17 protein-coding genes are annotated in these 15,536 nt (G+C 44.7%); 7 read left to right on the forward strand and 10 right to left on the reverse strand.

The genetic code is table 11. The features are described from left to right. Positions 1–41: 41 nt before the first annotated feature. Entirely contained in the window at positions 42–1,670 is a 1,629-nt protein-coding gene (locus IEW88_RS03940; protein ID WP_229670279.1) for an ATP-binding protein, read from the reverse strand. A 127-nt stretch (positions 1,671–1,797) separates the two neighbouring features. Here IEW88_RS03940 and IEW88_RS03945 point away from each other — a divergent pair, with 127 nt between their 5' ends. Next, positions 1,798–2,193 (forward strand): DUF3293 domain-containing protein, encoded by a 396-nt coding sequence (locus IEW88_RS03945; protein ID WP_053425458.1) that lies wholly within the window; start codon positions 1,798–1,800, stop codon positions 2,191–2,193. Between the two features lie 15 nt (positions 2,194–2,208). Here the strand turns inward: IEW88_RS03945 and IEW88_RS03950 are convergent, their stop codons facing one another. Genes IEW88_RS03950 through trmB form a run of 3 tightly spaced genes read right to left on the reverse strand, consistent with a single transcriptional unit; the run spans position 2,209 to position 4,279 of the window. Continuing rightward, positions 2,209–2,502: a hypothetical protein gene (locus tag IEW88_RS03950; RefSeq protein WP_147904957.1), complete on the reverse strand. Its 294-nt coding sequence runs from the start codon at positions 2,500–2,502 to the stop codon at positions 2,209–2,211. Between the two features lie 12 nt (positions 2,503–2,514). Next, positions 2,515–3,543, reverse strand: coding sequence for a class I SAM-dependent methyltransferase (locus IEW88_RS03955; protein WP_147904956.1), 1,029 nt, complete (start codon positions 3,541–3,543; stop codon positions 2,515–2,517). A 1-nt stretch (position 3,544) separates the two neighbouring features. Further along, positions 3,545–4,279 carry a tRNA (guanosine(46)-N7)-methyltransferase TrmB gene (gene trmB, locus IEW88_RS03960; RefSeq protein WP_053425461.1) on the reverse strand — a complete coding sequence of 245 codons (735 nt, stop codon included), beginning with the start codon at positions 4,277–4,279 and terminating at the stop codon, positions 3,545–3,547. Positions 4,280–4,448: 169 nt separating this feature from the next. Between trmB and mutY the strand changes: the two genes are divergently transcribed. The 6 genes from mutY to rlmM all read left to right on the forward strand — a co-directional run bounded on the left by mutY (position 4,449) and on the right by rlmM (position 9,159). Continuing rightward, complete coding sequence (gene mutY / locus IEW88_RS03965; RefSeq protein WP_185148633.1) at positions 4,449–5,474, forward strand: A/G-specific adenine glycosylase; 1,026 nt, start codon at positions 4,449–4,451, stop codon at positions 5,472–5,474. Positions 5,475–5,536: 62 nt separating this feature from the next. Further along, positions 5,537–5,809, forward strand: a complete 273-nt coding sequence (locus tag IEW88_RS03970) for an oxidative damage protection protein (RefSeq protein WP_053425462.1) — start codon at positions 5,537–5,539, stop codon at positions 5,807–5,809. 105 nt (positions 5,810–5,914) lie between these two features. Then, positions 5,915–6,847, forward strand: coding sequence for a transcriptional regulator GcvA (locus IEW88_RS03975; protein ID WP_053425463.1), 933 nt, complete (start codon positions 5,915–5,917; stop codon positions 6,845–6,847). 3 nt (positions 6,848–6,850) lie between these two features. Further along, the gene (locus tag IEW88_RS03980) at positions 6,851–7,495 is read left to right on the forward strand and encodes an alpha/beta fold hydrolase (RefSeq protein WP_147904955.1); all 645 of its coding nucleotides are present in this window, start codon (positions 6,851–6,853) and stop codon (positions 7,493–7,495) included. Beyond that, entirely contained in the window at positions 7,473–7,859 is a 387-nt protein-coding gene (locus tag IEW88_RS03985; RefSeq protein WP_147904954.1) for a DUF423 domain-containing protein, read from the forward strand. Before IEW88_RS03980 ends, IEW88_RS03985 begins: the two co-directional genes overlap by 23 nt. Before the next feature lie 229 nt (positions 7,860–8,088). After that, the gene (rlmM, locus tag IEW88_RS03990) at positions 8,089–9,159 is read left to right on the forward strand and encodes a 23S rRNA (cytidine(2498)-2'-O)-methyltransferase RlmM (protein ID WP_147904953.1); all 1,071 of its coding nucleotides are present in this window, start codon (positions 8,089–8,091) and stop codon (positions 9,157–9,159) included. Between the two features lie 69 nt (positions 9,160–9,228). Here rlmM and IEW88_RS03995 read toward each other — a convergent pair whose 3' ends face one another. The 6 genes from IEW88_RS03995 to ppnN all read right to left on the reverse strand — a co-directional run bounded on the left by IEW88_RS03995 (position 9,229) and on the right by ppnN (position 15,462). Further along, a complete protein-coding gene (locus tag IEW88_RS03995) occupies positions 9,229–9,873 on the reverse strand; it encodes a glutathione S-transferase family protein (protein WP_147904952.1) in 645 nt (214 codons plus the stop codon). A 123-nt stretch (positions 9,874–9,996) separates the two neighbouring features. After that, positions 9,997–11,004: an isocitrate dehydrogenase gene (locus tag IEW88_RS04000; protein WP_053425468.1), complete on the reverse strand. Its 1,008-nt coding sequence runs from the start codon at positions 11,002–11,004 to the stop codon at positions 9,997–9,999. 146 nt (positions 11,005–11,150) lie between these two features. Next, positions 11,151–12,908 carry a hypothetical protein gene (locus tag IEW88_RS04005; RefSeq protein ID WP_147904951.1) on the reverse strand — a complete coding sequence of 586 codons (1,758 nt, stop codon included), beginning with the start codon at positions 12,906–12,908 and terminating at the stop codon, positions 11,151–11,153. Position 12,909: 1 nt separating this feature from the next. Then, on the reverse strand, positions 12,910–13,296 hold the full coding sequence (locus IEW88_RS04010) for a DUF3192 domain-containing protein (RefSeq protein ID WP_229670287.1): 387 nt from the start codon (positions 13,294–13,296) through the stop codon (positions 12,910–12,912). Positions 13,297–13,301: 5 nt separating this feature from the next. Continuing rightward, complete coding sequence (xni, locus tag IEW88_RS04015) at positions 13,302–14,105, reverse strand: flap endonuclease Xni (RefSeq protein WP_053425470.1); 804 nt, start codon at positions 14,103–14,105, stop codon at positions 13,302–13,304. 1 nt (position 14,106) lies between these two features. Next, complete coding sequence (ppnN, locus tag IEW88_RS04020) at positions 14,107–15,462, reverse strand: nucleotide 5'-monophosphate nucleosidase PpnN (RefSeq protein ID WP_147904950.1); 1,356 nt, start codon at positions 15,460–15,462, stop codon at positions 14,107–14,109. Positions 15,463–15,536: the final 74 nt, after the last annotated feature.

Genomic DNA, 15,536 nt, shown 5'->3' on the forward strand with positions numbered 1-15,536 from the left:
GTGCAAGCTATTGAAAAGTATCACTTTGTTCAGTTTTTATCTTATTTAGGGATCACAGGAAAGTCGATCTGAATGTCGATACCGTGGTCCAACGAACTTTCCAGCTGTATTTTACCGTTTAAAGCCTGAGTTACTAAGTTATAGACTAAATGCATACCTAAACCACTACCGCCTTCGCCTCTTTTGGTGGTGACAAAGGGATCAAAAATACGTTTTTTAATATTCTCAGGCACACCTGCACCATTGTCCTGATAACGAAGGTAACAGCGGCTATCTGACAAAGTCACGCTAATAGTCATAGTGCCTTGTTCTTTATGGTCAAAAGCATGGATAAGACTGTTCATAATCAGGTTGATTAAAATCTGGCTGATAGGGCCTGGTTTACTCTCCAGCTCAAGTGCTTCGTCACAATTGATGATCACCTGATGCTGCGTTTTTTTCAGGTTTGGACGTAGTGATAACAATACTTCATTCAGTAACTGGTACATATTGAAGTATCTTCTGTTGTCGTTGGATTGATCCACTGCCACTTGTTTAAAGCTACGGATCAGATTGGCTGCACGCTCGAGGTTACGATAAATAATTCCAAGGTTTTCAGCGCTGTCGCTGAGGAATTTTGCCAGCTGACTTGAAGTTAACTTCTTGTCATCAAAAGCTTTTTGTATGTCTGCCAGCTTGTCCTGCATTAAAGTTGAAGCCGTAACACCAAGACCTATAGGTGTATTTACTTCATGAGCAACCCCGGCCACCATCTGACCTAAGCTGGCCATTTTTTCAGTCTCAACAATCTGATTCTGATATTGGTGCAAAGTGGATAAAGTGTTCAATAAGTCTTGATTTGAGGTTTTCAGCGCCAGTGTTCTGTCGTTGATTTTTTGCTCTAAGTCCTGGTTTAGCTGACGTATTTCACTTTCTGCTCCGCGCAGTTTTGTGATTTGTTGTTCGGTTCTGTCCAGCATGGTATTGACCGCCCGGCCTAAATTATGAAACTCCGAGATTTCCATGGCAGGAACACGAATTTGATAGTCCTTTTCTTTTGATACTTTTTGCACCAGAGTCAGCAGGCTGTAAAGGGGCTGAGTAAAACGCCGTTGTAATCTGTTGGCGATAATAAAAGCACCAATGAGAGAGCAGAGCGCAATTAAAATATCGAACAAGACTCTGTTTTGCACATAACGACTCAGTTCATCAAGACTGGCACGTATGTATACATAACCTATTAATTTACCGTCAGATTCTATTTTCTGTGTCAGCTCCATTACGCCATCCCCTATGGTGGCATTCTGATACTGCTCAACTTTATTAAATTGGGTCGGATAGGGGCCAACATCTCGTCTGTTGTAACTGGCAAAAAAACTCAGCTCGCCGTTTTCCTGCAACTTATAAATATGGATATTGTGCAAACGTGATTCTGCGGCAAAAGAAGCCAGACGTCTGTCTTCTACTTCTGAATCATCTATTTCGATGGAGCCTACGGCATTAAAAGCGATAATGGCGGCATAAGAGTGCAGCTGTTCAGACAGGTTTTTCTTTTCAGCTTTAATGTCTTGCAAAGTGGCTATGGTGAGAGATACGCAAAGGGTGATGCTACAAATTAGCATGACCACCCAGATCAATGCGCCTTTGATGGAACTCGCTTTTAACGCTGGACCCATTAATACTTCCGCCATCCGTCAATCTGTTATCGAAGCTATAATATTGAAGTTACACGCATTTGCAAATTTTCACCAGTAAGCACACTGACAAAAAAATAAAACGGGTATATAGTTGTCGCACTTGTGGTCGTGAGGACAAACCATGGACTTATGGGATAACTACAAAACGAGTGTTTTTTTGTGCCATCAACCTCTTGGCGATCAAATTAACTTTGCAATTATCAGCGCTCAAAACCCTTGTGGTCATGTCCAAACCCCCTCCAGAAACTTATTACTCGATAACCACTTTGCCAATACCCTGGACAGGCTTAACGTACCTTATCGCGAAATCGTCGGTTGCTCACCGGATTTGAGATTTCAGGAAAAGAGCTGGGCTGTGCTTTGTGATAAATCTAAAGCCATAAAGCTGGCTATTATGTTTGAGCAACATGCGATTTATTGGGTAGAGCAGGGCAAGTTGTTTTTAGTACCTGCTTTATTGCAGCAAAAGGAAGAGTATTTAGGGGAATTTCACCCGCGCCAGATTGTAGTGGGTTGAGGGCATAGCAGTAGTTTAGTGCTTTAACACCTGCAATATAGGCTCAATTTTTTGACCTAAGGCGTATTCAAGCTTCAGGCGTTTCAATTTTTGTTTATGAGCTTCCTCTTCATCTGCGGGCACTATTAAAAATTCTTTAAAATCAGCAACGCAGATACATAACATGGCAGGTTTTGCCATGTTTTCCAATTGACCAAGCCGGTAGATCTGATGAGGACAGGCCTGAGTTCTCTCCGGCGACTGAATACAGTCAGCCACAGCTGAAGCACTGAAAATTAATCCAGCCAGCACAACCAAAACCAGTCTCATCAGCAGATCCTTTTATTTGCGGTCTTTTCTACAATAATAAACCACAAAACCGTCGCGACGACCAAGCTCTTTTACCTGACCAAAAATTTCAGTTAATTGAGCCACATAAGGCAAGTGCACGTTAGCCACTAAAGTTAAAGTGCCACCAGGCTTTAACTCATTAAAAGCATCACGGAAAAACTGTTCACTGATATTGTAGTCAGTTTTTAAACCTGTATGAAAAGGCGGATTGCTGACGATATGGTCATAAGCAGCGCTGCGGGACGGAATACCATCCGCTGCTATAGTTTCACCTGGCAGCTTATTCGCTTTTAAAGTGGCAGCTGTAGAGCTGACAGCTAAAGTGCTGATATCAGAGGCTGTTAGTTTAATTTCCGGATGTCTTTTTACTAAAAAGGCGCCGATAAAACCTGCACCACAAGCAAAATCCAATACTTTACCTTGCTGAATATGGCCTAGATGTTCCAGCAGTAAGTTAGTGCCTAAATCCAGTTTGCCATGGTTAAATACACCGGGCAGTGAACACAGCTTTAAGCTGATACCGGCTTTTTCGATACTAAACTGATGAAAGTCTGCGGTCTTTAACTCGCTTTGTAACAACCCATCCAGTTCAAACCACAAACAGTGTTTGGCATTGTCGTGTTTAAAGGCTTTTAACCCCAGTTTTTCAGCCTGGTTGCCAAGGCTTTTAATGCCACCTTTGTTATCGCCAACCAGATAGACTTCGGTTTTATCATTCAGTACTGTTTTAATTTGAGCTAAAGAGCTTTGCAGCTGGTCTTTGCTCTTCGGATAAAACAGCACCACTTTGTCGACTGTTAAATCGGCTGGCAAGGCATCTCCCAAATAACATGGGCTTTTGCTCTGCTGCTGCCAGTTGTTAGCAACAGCAATGTTTGAGGTTAAGCAAAACAGCTCCAGCTCTGGTGCTTGTTGTTTTAATTCAGCGGCCAGACGGTCGGCCATAGGTTCTACCAGCAGCACTTTGCCTGATAAAAAATCAATATTACGCAGCAGCAGCTGACTGGTATTGTCGAGCATCTTAGTTTTCCTTCCTGAACATCAGATCCCAAACACCATGGCCTAAATTCACACCACGGTTTTCGAATTTAGTTAAAGGCCGATGCTCAGGACGCGGTACATAGTCATTGGTTTGTGACAGGTTGCTGTAACCTTCGGCTACTTTCATCACTTCCAGCATATGTTCAGCGTAGTTTTCCCAGTCGGTGGCCATATGAAATACACCACCGATCTTTAACTTACGGCGTAATAACTGGGCAAACTCGGCCTGTACTATACGTCTTTTATGGTGACGCTTTTTATGCCATGGATCAGGGAAAAACAGCTGCACAGTGCTTAAGCTGTTATCGGCAATGGAGTCGTTTAAAATTTCGATGGCATCGTGCTCAAACACCCGCAGGTTTTTAACGCCTTCAGTTTCGGCTTCACCTAAACATGCGCCAACACCAGGTTTATGTACTTCGATGCCAATAAAGTCTTTTTCAGGCGCAGCTTTGGCCATTTGCACCAAAGATTTGCCCATACCAAAACCAATTTCCAGCACTAAGTCAGCTTCGCGGCCGAATACAGCTTGCATATCGTAAGGTGTGGTTTGGTATTCCAGGCCCATAGTAGGCCAGAATAAATCTAAGCTGCGCTGCTGGCCTTTGGTCAGACGACCTTCCCTTAAAACAAAGCTACGAATACGGCGCAGGTATTTGTTTTCCTGAAGCTCTTCGTTTTGAGGCTCTGTGTTTGGTTGTTCCGGGTGGGTCATCTTGGTCTCCAAAAAATGTGATGCAGCCTGTTGTTATACTGCTGCGAATGCGGCGCGTATTATCCTTGTTCTGCAGCTAATGCTCAACCGCTAATCTTGATTCAACAAAAACAGCAAAAATGCTAGGCTATGTATCGTTTTGAATTATTGAGCCTGAGTAGTGATAGCTGTGCTGACTTCTGAGTATTTAACCTGCCCTGAATTATTTGCCGATACAGTAGTCGACTGGCAAAAAACCGATGGCCGTAACGCCTTGCCATGGCAACAAGACCCAAGCCCTTACAGAGTGATGGTCAGCGAACTGATGTTGCAGCAAACTCAGGTCACGACAGTGATCCCTTATTTTCAGCGCTGGATGCAAAAGCTGCCTGATATTCATGCCTTGGCAACCGCAGATACCGACACTGTAATGGCGTTATGGCAGGGCTTAGGTTATTACGCCAGAGCCCGCAATTTACACAAAGCAGCTAAATACATAGTTCATGGTTTAGGTGAGTTTCCTTTTGAATTAAACGACTTATTAACTATTCCTGGTATAGGTCGTTATACAGCAGGGGCTATCCGCTCTTTTGCTTATGATGCTTATGGCCCGATAGTGGACGGCAACGTCAGACGTTTATTTTGCCGCTTATTTGGTATCGAAGGTGTGCCAACCAGTTCTGCTGTAGATAAAAAACTCTGGGCTTTGGCCGATTTGTTAACGCCAAAACAAAACAACAGACGTTTTGCGCAAGCCTTACTGGATTTAGGTGCTACGGTTTGCAAACCCAAGCAAGCGGACTGTTTAAGTTGTCCGCTTAAAACTCAGTGTGTAGCTTTTAATACAGGCCGGGTCGCAGAGTTACCCACAGCTAAACCTAAAAAAACTACTCCAACCAAAGCAGGGCATTTTTTATGGATAGAGCAGGGCGAGAAGCTTCTGCTGCAAAAAAGACCGGATTCTGGTATCTGGGCTGATTTATGGTCTTTGCCACAAGTGGATGAAAGCGAACAAGTACTGCAGCAAGCCAAACTACAAGGCCAGTTTCAGCATGTGTTTTCACATTACAAATTAGATGCTTCGGTTTGGCATCCGGTATCTGGAGTGGCAGAACCCGCTGGCAGCTGTTGGTATAGCAAAGAGCAAGTCATGGAAATTGGCTTACCTGCACCTATCCGTAGTTGGATTGAAAAAAACTGGCTGAATAAAAACTAACAGGCCGTGTTGAAGTCGTTTACAATATTGGCCTTTTTAAAAGCTAAGTGTTGAGGTGAAGCATGTCCCGTCAGGTATTTTGTGTGTATTTGCAAAAAGAAGCAGCAGGTTTAGATTTTCAGCTGTACCCGGGGGAGCTTGGCAAAAAAATCTTCGATAGCATCAGCAAAGAAGCCTGGGCTTTATGGCAAGCCAAACAAATTATGTTGATCAACGAAAAAAAGCTCAACATGATGAATCTGGAACACCGCAAATTGCTGGAAGAACAGATGCAGCAGTTTTTATTTGAAGGTAAAGAAGTTCAGATCGAAGGTTACGTACCTAAAGCCAATTAAATCTTCCAGATAGAGTGAACTGCTTCTGGTGCAGTTCACTGCCTTTCTTTATAATTCGCATTAGAAAAATTAATTCAATAACTGTCCTTTCTGAGGTTGCAGACTATGGCTCGGCGCTTACCCCCACTGAATGCGTTAAAGGCTTTTGAAACTGCTGCCCGTCATCTTAGTTTTACTAAAGCGGCTGAAGAGATGTTTGTCACTCAGGCTGCTATTAGTCACCAGATCAAAGCGCTGGAAGACCATCTAGGTTTAAAGCTGTTTATGCGGAAAAACCGCTCTTTGCTGTTAACGGAAGAAGGCCAGAGCTTCTTTTTAGATATTAAAGAAATTTTCCTGCAACTGCATGAAGCCACGGAAAAGTTATTAGCACGTGGCGCCAAAGGCTCTTTAACTGTCAGTTTACAGCCAAGTTTTGCTATTCAGTGGCTGGTGCCGCGTTTAAGTTTATTTAGTGAAGAGCATTCTGATATAGATGTGCGGATCAAAGCGGTCGACTCAGACGAAGGCTCGTTAACTGATGATGTCGATGTGGCTATTTATTATGGCCGTGGCAGCTGGCGTAATTTGCATGCAGATAAATTGCATACAGAATACTTGCTGCCGGTCTGTTCGCCTTTGTTATTAAACGGCATCAAGCCTTTAAAAGACGTCGCTGATTTACGGCATCACACCTTGTTGCATGACGGTTCGCGCCAGGCCTGGAAAGACTGGTTTGTCAGTCAGGGTATTAAAAACTTTAATGTGAACCAGGGGCCGATTTTTTCGCATACAGCTATGGTGTTGCAGGCCGCTATTCATGGGCAGGGTGTGGCGCTCGCGCACAATGTTATGGCCAGACCTGATATTAACTCTGGCCGCTTAATAGTGCCGTTTCACCATGTACTGCTGAGTAAAGACTCGCATTATCTGGTCTGTCGTGAAAATCAGACTGAACTTGGCAAAATTGTCGCCTTCAGGCAGTGGATGGCGAAACAAGTTGAGTTGGATCAGCAGGATTTTGCCGAGCAACACTTTAATAATTCGACACCGGATTAATGCATGCCAGAGCAGTTAGCCTTATATCTTCTTGTTGAAGCAGAAAAGCCTGTCGCCAGATTGCTGTTATCTCATGGCGCAGGAGCGCCAGTGCAATCAGAGTTTTGTCAGCTTTTGGCAGAGCAACTGGCAAAACAGCATATTGAAGTCTGGGGTTTTAATTTTGCTTATATGCAAAAGACGCTGGCAGGTTCCAGACAGCTACCGGCAAAAATGCCGGTGTTAATGGCTGAGCTGCTTGAACAGATACAGCAAATACCAACGGACTTACCTTTGGTTATTGCAGGTAAGTCGATGGGCGGACGGGTTGCCACTCTGCTTGCTGCGTCTGATTTGTTACCGGCAGTAGTAAGAGGGGTGATAGCTTTTGGTTATCCTTTTCATCCGCCGAAAAAAGATAACTGGCGGACCGAACATTTTATCGATTTAAAAAGATCTGTTTTGGTGTTGCAAGGTGAGCGGGATCCTTTTGGTAGCAGTGAAGAGCTGGCCGGTAAAAGCTGGCCTGCAATAGATCTAAAGTGGTTACAAAGTGGCGACCATGATTTTGTGCCGTTAAAAAAATCAGGTTTAACCCAACAACAGCTTATCAGGCAGGCTGCTGTGATAAGCCGGAGCTTTATTAATGAATGTATTCTGGAAAATTAACACCAGTCTTGCCGCTTTTTATGGTGCTGTGACTGTAGGTTCTGCTGCAGCTCTTATGCATTTATTGCGTGGCTCTATAGCTACAGAGCAACTGGCTGTGCTGTTAAGCGCGGGTTTTATTTTAGCTTTTCATGTTGTGGTTTTATTGGCTTTATCGGCCTTTGACAAGCTACAGCAACAAAGCCCATGGCTAAGCCGCATTTGTGCTTGCGCCATGCACATAGGGCTTTGGTTATTTGTTTATACTCTGGTAGCTGGTGTATTTAAGCTGCCTTTACATTTTTCAGCTCTGGCACCTTTAGGTGGGCAGTTGCTAATTTTAAGCTGGTTGGCCTTGGCTATCAGCCCTTGGATCAGGAAATAAGATGAAGATGAAAAATTGGCAGGATAGACAATTTTCACAGACGCAGGCTGCCCGTCAGGGTGCTGCACATGGAGGTGCCGTATGAAAAATTGGCAGGATAGACAATTTTCACAGCCGCATGCTGCCCGTCAGGGTGCGGCACATGGAGGTGCCTTATGAAAAATTGGCAGGATAGACAATTTTCACAGCCGCATGCTGCCCGTCAGGGTGCGGCACATGGAGGTGCCGTATGAACCAACTTTTGCTGTATTGCCGTTCAGGTTTTGAGAAAGAATGTGCCGGCGAAATTCAGGATAAAGCGTCGCAGCAAGGGGTATTTGGTTTTTGCAAACTGAGCAAAGACGCAGCTTTTGTCATTTTTGAAGCTTACGAAAGTGAAGCTTTAGCTACTTTTTACCGTGACTATGATTTCACCAACTTAATCTTTGCCCGTCAGTGGTTTTTACTGGTAGATGATTTGCTGCAGTTAAACCCGGCTGACCGCATCAGTACTGTAGTGGAAACTGCATTGGCAGCCGAGTTGTCGGCTTTTGGCGAGCTGCGGGTGGAATACCCTGAAACTAATGACGGCAAAACCTTGTCGACTTTAGCTCGTAAACTGACAGTGCCTTTGCGTCAGTCGTTACGTAAAGCTGGTGTATTGCTGCAAAAGGAAAACTCCCGCGCTGCTGTGCTGCACTTATTTATGTTATCCGGCAGCAGTGCTTATTTAGGTATTTCTTACCCTGAAAACAACAGCCCGCTGGAAAACGGCATTATGCGGCTGAAATTTCCAGCTGATGCGCCAAGCCGCAGTACTTTAAAACTGGAAGAAGCTTTCCTGCAGTTTATTCCAAAAGATGAATGGGACACCCGTTTAACTTCCGGTATGAGAGCTGTCGACTTAGGGGCTTGCCCTGGTGGCTGGACTTATCAGTTGGTGAAACGCAGCATGATGGTTACGGCGATAGACAACGGCATGATGGCGCAGTCTTTAATGGACACAGGCCAGGTGAAGCACTTTCAGGTCGATGGTTTTAAATTCAGCCCGGATAAGAAAAACGTGTATTGGCTGGTTTGCGACATGATTGAAAAACCACAAAGGGTAGGCCAGTTAGTCTGTGACTGGTTGATTAATGAGTGGTGTCAGGAAAGTATTTTTAACCTGAAATTACCTATGAAAAAACGCTACGAAACTGTGGTTGAAGTTCTGGACATGATGCGGCAAAAACTGGACGAAGCTGGGCTGGACGTTGAATTTCAGGCGAAACATTTGTATCACGACCGCGAGGAAGTGACAGTGCATGTGCGGAAGTTTTAATACTACAGATTGAAGTTCAAATCACAGAGAGCAGCGCTAACACTGCTCTCTGAGCTAGCTCAACCCCTTTTAAACATAAGGCTTTACTAAGCCATCATAATCCATCACTTTTTGCACCGCAGGGCGAGCCAATACCTTTTGTACCCAGAGTGCGATAAAAGGGTAATCCCGGGCTTTTTTGTCATCGAAGTGACGGGTCCAGCGGCATAACATCATGGCGTAAATATCTATTAGTGAAAACTCTTCGCCTAAAAACCATGGGCTGCAGTGGCTGGCTAAATGTTTGTCCATTTGCTCCAGCAGGCCTTGAGCTTTTTGCTGAGCGTGGCGTTTCACATCCGCTGCATTTTGCTCACCGCTTGCCCAGCGCTCAGGGTAAAAATACACCACTAAAGTGCTTTGCAAGGTGGCTGACAACCAAATTAGCCATTTGTAGGCTTCAGCCCGTTTCAGGCTGCCTGGCGCTGGGAATAAATTCTTTTCCGGATGACTGTCGACCAAATGCAGGCAAATAGCCGCCGTTTCAAAAATTACCTGACCACGGTCAAGCAGGGTTGGAATAGTGCCGTTAGGATTCAGCGCCAGATATTCAGCTTTTTTATGTGAGCCTGTGGCTGTGTCTGTAAGTACCAGCTCATAGGGCACGGCCAGTTCTTCCAGTAGAATATGCGGAGCCATACTGGCGGTGCTGGGTGAATAGTACAACTGATACATTGAATAACTCCCCTAAGTTTAAAAGTTTTAATCACAAAATTTAAGCTGAATACTCTGCGCTATTTTCTAAATTGAGCCAGTCGCAGCTATAAAAAAACCGCCCTGAGGCGGTTTTCAACGTGCTTATAAGCGTTCCAGCATGGCTGCAGTAAAGTCTGTAGTACCGTGGCTACCACCTAAATCGCGGGTAGTGCGGTCACCTGATGCAATCACATCAGTTAAAGCGGCCAGAATTTTTTCTGCTTTATCTTTCATGCCCAAATATTCCAGCATCTGGATAGAAGCTAAAATCACTGAGCTTGGGTTAGCCAGGTTTTTACCTGCGATATCCGGAGCACTGCCGTGTACTGCTTCAAAAATAGCACAGTCTTTACCGATATTGGCACCTGGTGCCATACCTAAACCACCAACTAAACCAGCACATAAGTCAGATAAAATGTCGCCAAACAGGTTGGTGGTAACAATGACATCAAACTGTTGTGGGTTCATCACCAGTTGCATACAAGCGTTATCAACGATCATCTCGCTGGCCTGAATATCCGGGTAACGTAATGCTACTTCACGGGCAGTTTTTAAGAACAGGCCAGAGGTAGATTTCAGGATATTCGCTTTGTGAACAATAGTTACTTTTTTGCGTTTTTCGCGACGAGCCAGTTCAAAGGCGAACTCAACAATACGTTCAGAACCTTCGCGGGTGACGACGCTCATCGCCTCAGCCAGCTCGCCCTCGTTTTTAACGATTTGGCCAGCGCCTGAGTACATACCTTCAGTGTTTTCACGCACTGTGATGATGTCGATATTTTCGTAGCGTGCTTTGGTGCCTTTAAACGAAATCACCGGACGTACGTTCGAGTACAAATTGAATTTCTTACGTAAAGTCACGTTAATTGAAGTGAAGCCTTCGCCTACTGGCGTAGTTAACGGGCCTTTTAAAGTGATTTTGTTGCGAGCAATAGCGTCCAGCGTGTTCTGCGGCAGCAATTCACCTGTAGTTTCTAAAGCAGTTAAACCTGCTTCAACATATTCATAGTTAAAGTTACAGCCTACTTTATCCAGAACCTGGATCGCGGCTTCTACTATGCTTGGACCTATGCCATCACCTTTGATGACCGTAATAGTTTGTGAACTCATAACGTTCCTTAAGTAACTGATTCTTATCGGGACTGGTTGTAATAAACACAAAGCTGGAGCTGGTTTATTTTTCTTATTGCTGCTGTTGTGTCAGAGCTTGCTGAAATTCGGCGAAAATATACCAGTTTTGGTGCTTATTTTCCAGTTTATGCCGACATCTGCGACAAATCTGTAGCTTCTTGCGGCGTAACTTTAAAAAATGGAGAAATAAAACTACAACTGGCGATAAGTTGGGTGACTGGCTGGCTTTGTTCCACCAGCAGCATTTGCCATTCTGCTGCGCTGCAAAGATGTGCTGCAAGCTGGTTTTCTACAAATTTATAACTATGCTTCAGCCTGTCGTTATCATCGCTGTCCGAAAACACCGAAGCGGTCAGATCAAAGGCAAAAGCTAAAACAAAAGCCATGGCATGGGAATGGCCTGAGGTAGGTAAAGCTCTGTAATGCAGGCAGGCATCCTGCCAGCTTTGATTAAACTGCAAATGTTTCAGAGTTTTAACTGCCAATTGTTGATAATGCTCACTTTGCCATAACTGCTGTTTTAACCAGTGGCTGATCAGGCTTCCAGCCTGAGTTGGATGAGATAAAGCCATAAAACGCAAGTCCGATTGTTGCCATAAAGGCCAGCATAAACACCAGGCCAGAAGCTCTGCCTGTTGTACTGTTAATGCATAAAACTTTATCGGTTGTGTCAGCAGATACAAAGCTTTAGCTAACACGCGCCTGAACTCCAGCAGCCAGTCATGCAAAGGCTGATGTTGTTGCTGGCAATGCTGTTCAAGCCAGGCCTGTTTTAACAACGGCAGCAATTGTTCCTGCCCCAGCATAGCAATAGCATGTTGGGTTGAGTGGATTTTTTGTTGTTGCCTGCTTTGTGCTGAGGCTTTTTGCTGTAGTTGCTGCATCAGCCATGGATGCTGTTCAATTAACTCTGCTTGCTGACTGACTTTCGCGGCCTGGCTCAGTTGCTGCAGCCAGCTTAACGCAGGTAGATTGGTTGGCTCAGGCCAGAGTGGCAAATACTTATTCTCTTGTTGCCAGCCACTTAACCAGTTGTCCTGACTGTATTGCCTTGGGTTTAACAAGTGCCAGTCCGTAGCTGGCAGTATTCGTTGTGGTAACAGTTGTTTAGTGCTTTTGTCATAAGGCTGGACTAACAGTTGGATTTGCTCTGAGCTATGCATTTCGCAAAGCAGCAACGCCAGGTTGGCCTCAGAGTCGCGAATAAAACGTCCAGTGCTGTAACTGCAGCTATGTAAACAAGACAGAGCCTGCCAGAACTGCAGCTCAATGACTGTGGCTTGCGGCACCAGTTGAACCGATATTTTCTCAAGTGCTATCAAGCTGCCGGCTCCCGGTAACATCAGCCGGGTTACTTGCCAACAAAAACTGATCAGTTGGCTGAAGTAGGGGCTTTGCCAGATGGCCAAACCTCTGTTTTTGCCATAACATTGGTGCAGCAGGTTCAGTACTCCGGCTTTTTCCACCAGTTCTTTATGCTGTTTAATAGTGAGTACCGCAGGAAACTTCAACTGCTGTTGCTCCAAAGCACTAAGTTCTTCTGCTTTTGCTGATTTTTCTATTAAGGAGCTGACCGCTAAAGGCTGTAATAAACAAGATTTTAGTAACTGAAACAGTAAGTCTTCAGGCCAGCGACTCGCCAGAGCGATCACTGTTAATAAAGCAGCCTGTTTAATAAATAGTTTGCTTGAAACCAACCCTGAGGCTGGGGTAAGAGAGAGCTGGGATATCAGCAGAAAAGGAGTATTCACCGCCAATTGCACTGTTTGCTGGCAGATCCTTTGCAGCAATTCCTGTTGCTGTGTCACGGATAACTGCTGTTTCTCCATGTAAAACACATCACAGTCCTGATAAAGCTCGGTCAAAGATCCCAAAGTTGCCATCTCAATCCAATTGGTTGTATTGCTCTACTGCGGTTTCACCTATAGCTATCAGTTGCTGATTCTTAAATAAAATAGCTGTGCATTCGTCACGTGTGGTAATGCCGTCAGTTTTAGTTCTGTGAGTGCGATAATACAGAACCTGATAAATCTGCTGCTGTTGGTTTTTAGCTTCAGTAATATCCGGTCCACCCAAATAATCAATCACCTGATCTCTGCTGATGGCTTTAGTTAAATCCAGTTTATAAATATATTTGGTGTTAAAAGCTTCTCTGTCCTGCCAGTTCATCTGATCAGGATCATCTTTGTAAAACAGCAAGGTAATACAGGTTAAACCTACATACAGCAATAGTCCTGCCAGTAGGAAGGCTATAGTTTTTACTTTCATCATCTGCCTCAGCATGCTGTAAAACGTACTTGCTGTAAATTCAGCCCCAACTGCAAATCAGTTTTCAGGCTTAAGATCTGCATAAATAACTGCAGTTCAGCACGAGACGCCATAATCTTATCTTTTAGTTTGGCCGGACAATCCGGATGCGCCAGCGCAGTTTTAATATCTGGCCCAAGTTTTAACAGTTCAGTCGCAGTTTTTGGTCCTATACCTGTCAGGCCACTAATGTTATTCGTTTTATCCCCGACCAGGCTCCAATATCGGACTAACTGCTCTGGTAATACGCCAAACTTCTGCTGCACCGTATTCTGGCTGTGTTGCTGGCGATTAAAATGGTCATACACTGCCACACCTTCAGCAAGCAAGGGCAGATAGCCTTTATCTGTCGAGACTATGGTGACTTGCTGCTGATGTTGGCGCATCGTCATCGCCAGGCTTGCTATCACATCATCAGCTTCCTGATCCGGCATTTGAAAGCTTTGGATACCTATGTCAGCTAGTTTTTGCTTTAGCACAGGCAAAGCGATTTGCAGATGCTCTGGCATAGGTAAACGATCTGCTTTATAAGCAGGGTAGAGTTTAGTGCGCCAGTTCAGATGAGTGACTTCAAATACTGCCACAGCATGACTGGGCTTAAATTGTCGGGTCAGTTTCACAGCAATTTGTTGCAGCTGCTCTGCTGTATTATGCAGCAGTTGCTGGCCTGTGGCGTCGCTGTAGGGGGCAGGGGAGTTATGGAATGGCCTTTCCTGTGCTGCGTATAAACGACGGACTAAATTTAGTCCGTCGAGTAATAACAAATGTGCCATATCAGTTCAGAATTTGATAACAGGGCTCATACTTCGAACCTGGTAACTTCATCCGGCCTTGGGCAACAAAAGCCTGCAGCAACGTATCCATCAGATTCATTAATACAGGTTCGCCCGATAGCTTAAATGGACCATGTTGTTTGATAGCTCTAATGCCTTCATCTTTGACATTACCAGCCACTATGCCGGAAAACGCACGGCGCAGGTGAGCGGCCAGTTTGGCTTTATCTTGCTCCAGATGCAGATCCAAAGAAGCCATATTCTGGTGAGTAGGAGCAAATGGATGCTGGAAATCCGGGTCTATGTGTAAGGTCCAGTTAAAGTGATAAGCGTCACCACAGCTCTTACGGTATTGACGTACTTCTGCACAACCTTGTTTCAGACGTCGCGCTACTTCGGCTGGATCATCGATAATGATTTCAATCAAATCCAGCGCTTCTTTTCCTAAAGTTTGTTCAATAAAACTGGCCAGTTCAGCAAAATAAGCCGCGCTTTGTTGTGGCCCGGTCAGGATCACTGGTAGTTTCTGATCTTTGTTTTTTTCGTGCAGCATAATGCCAAGTAAATACAGCAACTCCTCTGCCGTACCTGCGCCACCTGGGAAAATAATAATGCCATGAGCAACACGGATAAAAGCTTCCAGTCGTTTTTCGATATCAGGCAGAATCACCAGTTCGTTGACTATAGGGTTTGGTGGCTCTGCGGCGATAATACTTGGTTCTGTTAAGCCTAAATAACGGCCTTTGGTATTACGTTGTTTAGCATGACCAATAGTGGCGCCTTTCATTGGGCCTTTCATGGCGCCAGGGCCGCAGCCAGTACAGATATCCAGGCCACGTAAACCTAACTGATAACCTACTTCTTTAGTGTATTTGTATTCGGCTTCGTTAATCGAATGACCGCCCCAACAAACAATCATATTAGGTTCTACAGCCGAATCTATCACGCGGGCGTTACGTAAAATGTCGTACACCGTATGAGTGATGTGATCGCTGTTTTGTAAATCCAGACGGTTAGCGTGGGTCAGCTGAGTGTGGAAAAACAGAATGTCTCTAAGTACAGCAAATAAATGTTCATGAATACCACGGATGATCTGACCATCAACAAAAGCGCTCTCTGGTGGATTAAACAGCTCAATTTTAATGCCACGTTCGCGAGCTAATAAGTTTACATCGAAGTCTTTAAACTGATCGTAAATTTCGCTGGAGCTATCGGTGTGGCTGCCAACGTTTAATACTGCAAGGCAACAATTGCGAAACAAGGTAAAGGCATCTGAGCTGGTATTGTTTTTCAGGCGGTCAACTTCAAGTTGGGATAAAAGCGCCATAGCGCCTAGAGGATTCAGTTGTACATGCATAGATTACTTCCTTATGACCTGGCCTTATGGCCGAAGCTTAACCTGAACCAGGGCTGATGAGTGACAAACACTCT

The organism is Rheinheimera tangshanensis (genome assembly GCF_014645135.1).
GTDB lineage: Bacteria > Pseudomonadota > Gammaproteobacteria > Enterobacterales > Alteromonadaceae > Pararheinheimera > Pararheinheimera tangshanensis.

Coding starts and splice junctions, on each gene's coding strand:
- IEW88_RS03940 (WP_229670279.1), bottom strand. CDS start 1,670: ATGGCGGAAGTATTAATGGGTCCAGCGTTAAAAGCGAGTTCCATCAAA.
- IEW88_RS03945 (WP_053425458.1), top strand. CDS start 1,798: ATGGACTTATGGGATAACTACAAAACGAGTGTTTTTTTGTGCCATCAA.
- IEW88_RS03950 (WP_147904957.1), bottom strand. CDS start 2,502: ATGAGACTGGTTTTGGTTGTGCTGGCTGGATTAATTTTCAGTGCTTCA.
- IEW88_RS03955 (WP_147904956.1), bottom strand. CDS start 3,543: ATGCTCGACAATACCAGTCAGCTGCTGCTGCGTAATATTGATTTTTTA.
- trmB (WP_053425461.1), bottom strand. CDS start 4,279: ATGACCCACCCGGAACAACCAAACACAGAGCCTCAAAACGAAGAGCTT.
- IEW88_RS03970 (WP_053425462.1), top strand. CDS start 5,537: ATGTCCCGTCAGGTATTTTGTGTGTATTTGCAAAAAGAAGCAGCAGGT.
- IEW88_RS03975 (WP_053425463.1), top strand. CDS start 5,915: ATGGCTCGGCGCTTACCCCCACTGAATGCGTTAAAGGCTTTTGAAACT.
- IEW88_RS03980 (WP_147904955.1), top strand. CDS start 6,851: ATGCCAGAGCAGTTAGCCTTATATCTTCTTGTTGAAGCAGAAAAGCCT.
- IEW88_RS03985 (WP_147904954.1), top strand. CDS start 7,473: ATGAATGTATTCTGGAAAATTAACACCAGTCTTGCCGCTTTTTATGGT.
- rlmM (WP_147904953.1), top strand. CDS start 8,089: ATGAACCAACTTTTGCTGTATTGCCGTTCAGGTTTTGAGAAAGAATGT.
- IEW88_RS03995 (WP_147904952.1), bottom strand. CDS start 9,873: ATGTATCAGTTGTACTATTCACCCAGCACCGCCAGTATGGCTCCGCAT.
- IEW88_RS04000 (WP_053425468.1), bottom strand. CDS start 11,004: ATGAGTTCACAAACTATTACGGTCATCAAAGGTGATGGCATAGGTCCA.
- IEW88_RS04005 (WP_147904951.1), bottom strand. CDS start 12,908: ATGGCAACTTTGGGATCTTTGACCGAGCTTTATCAGGACTGTGATGTG.
- IEW88_RS04010 (WP_229670287.1), bottom strand. CDS start 13,296: ATGATGAAAGTAAAAACTATAGCCTTCCTACTGGCAGGACTATTGCTG.
- xni (WP_053425470.1), bottom strand. CDS start 14,105: ATGGCACATTTGTTATTACTCGACGGACTAAATTTAGTCCGTCGTTTA.
- ppnN (WP_147904950.1), bottom strand. CDS start 15,462: ATGCATGTACAACTGAATCCTCTAGGCGCTATGGCGCTTTTATCCCAA.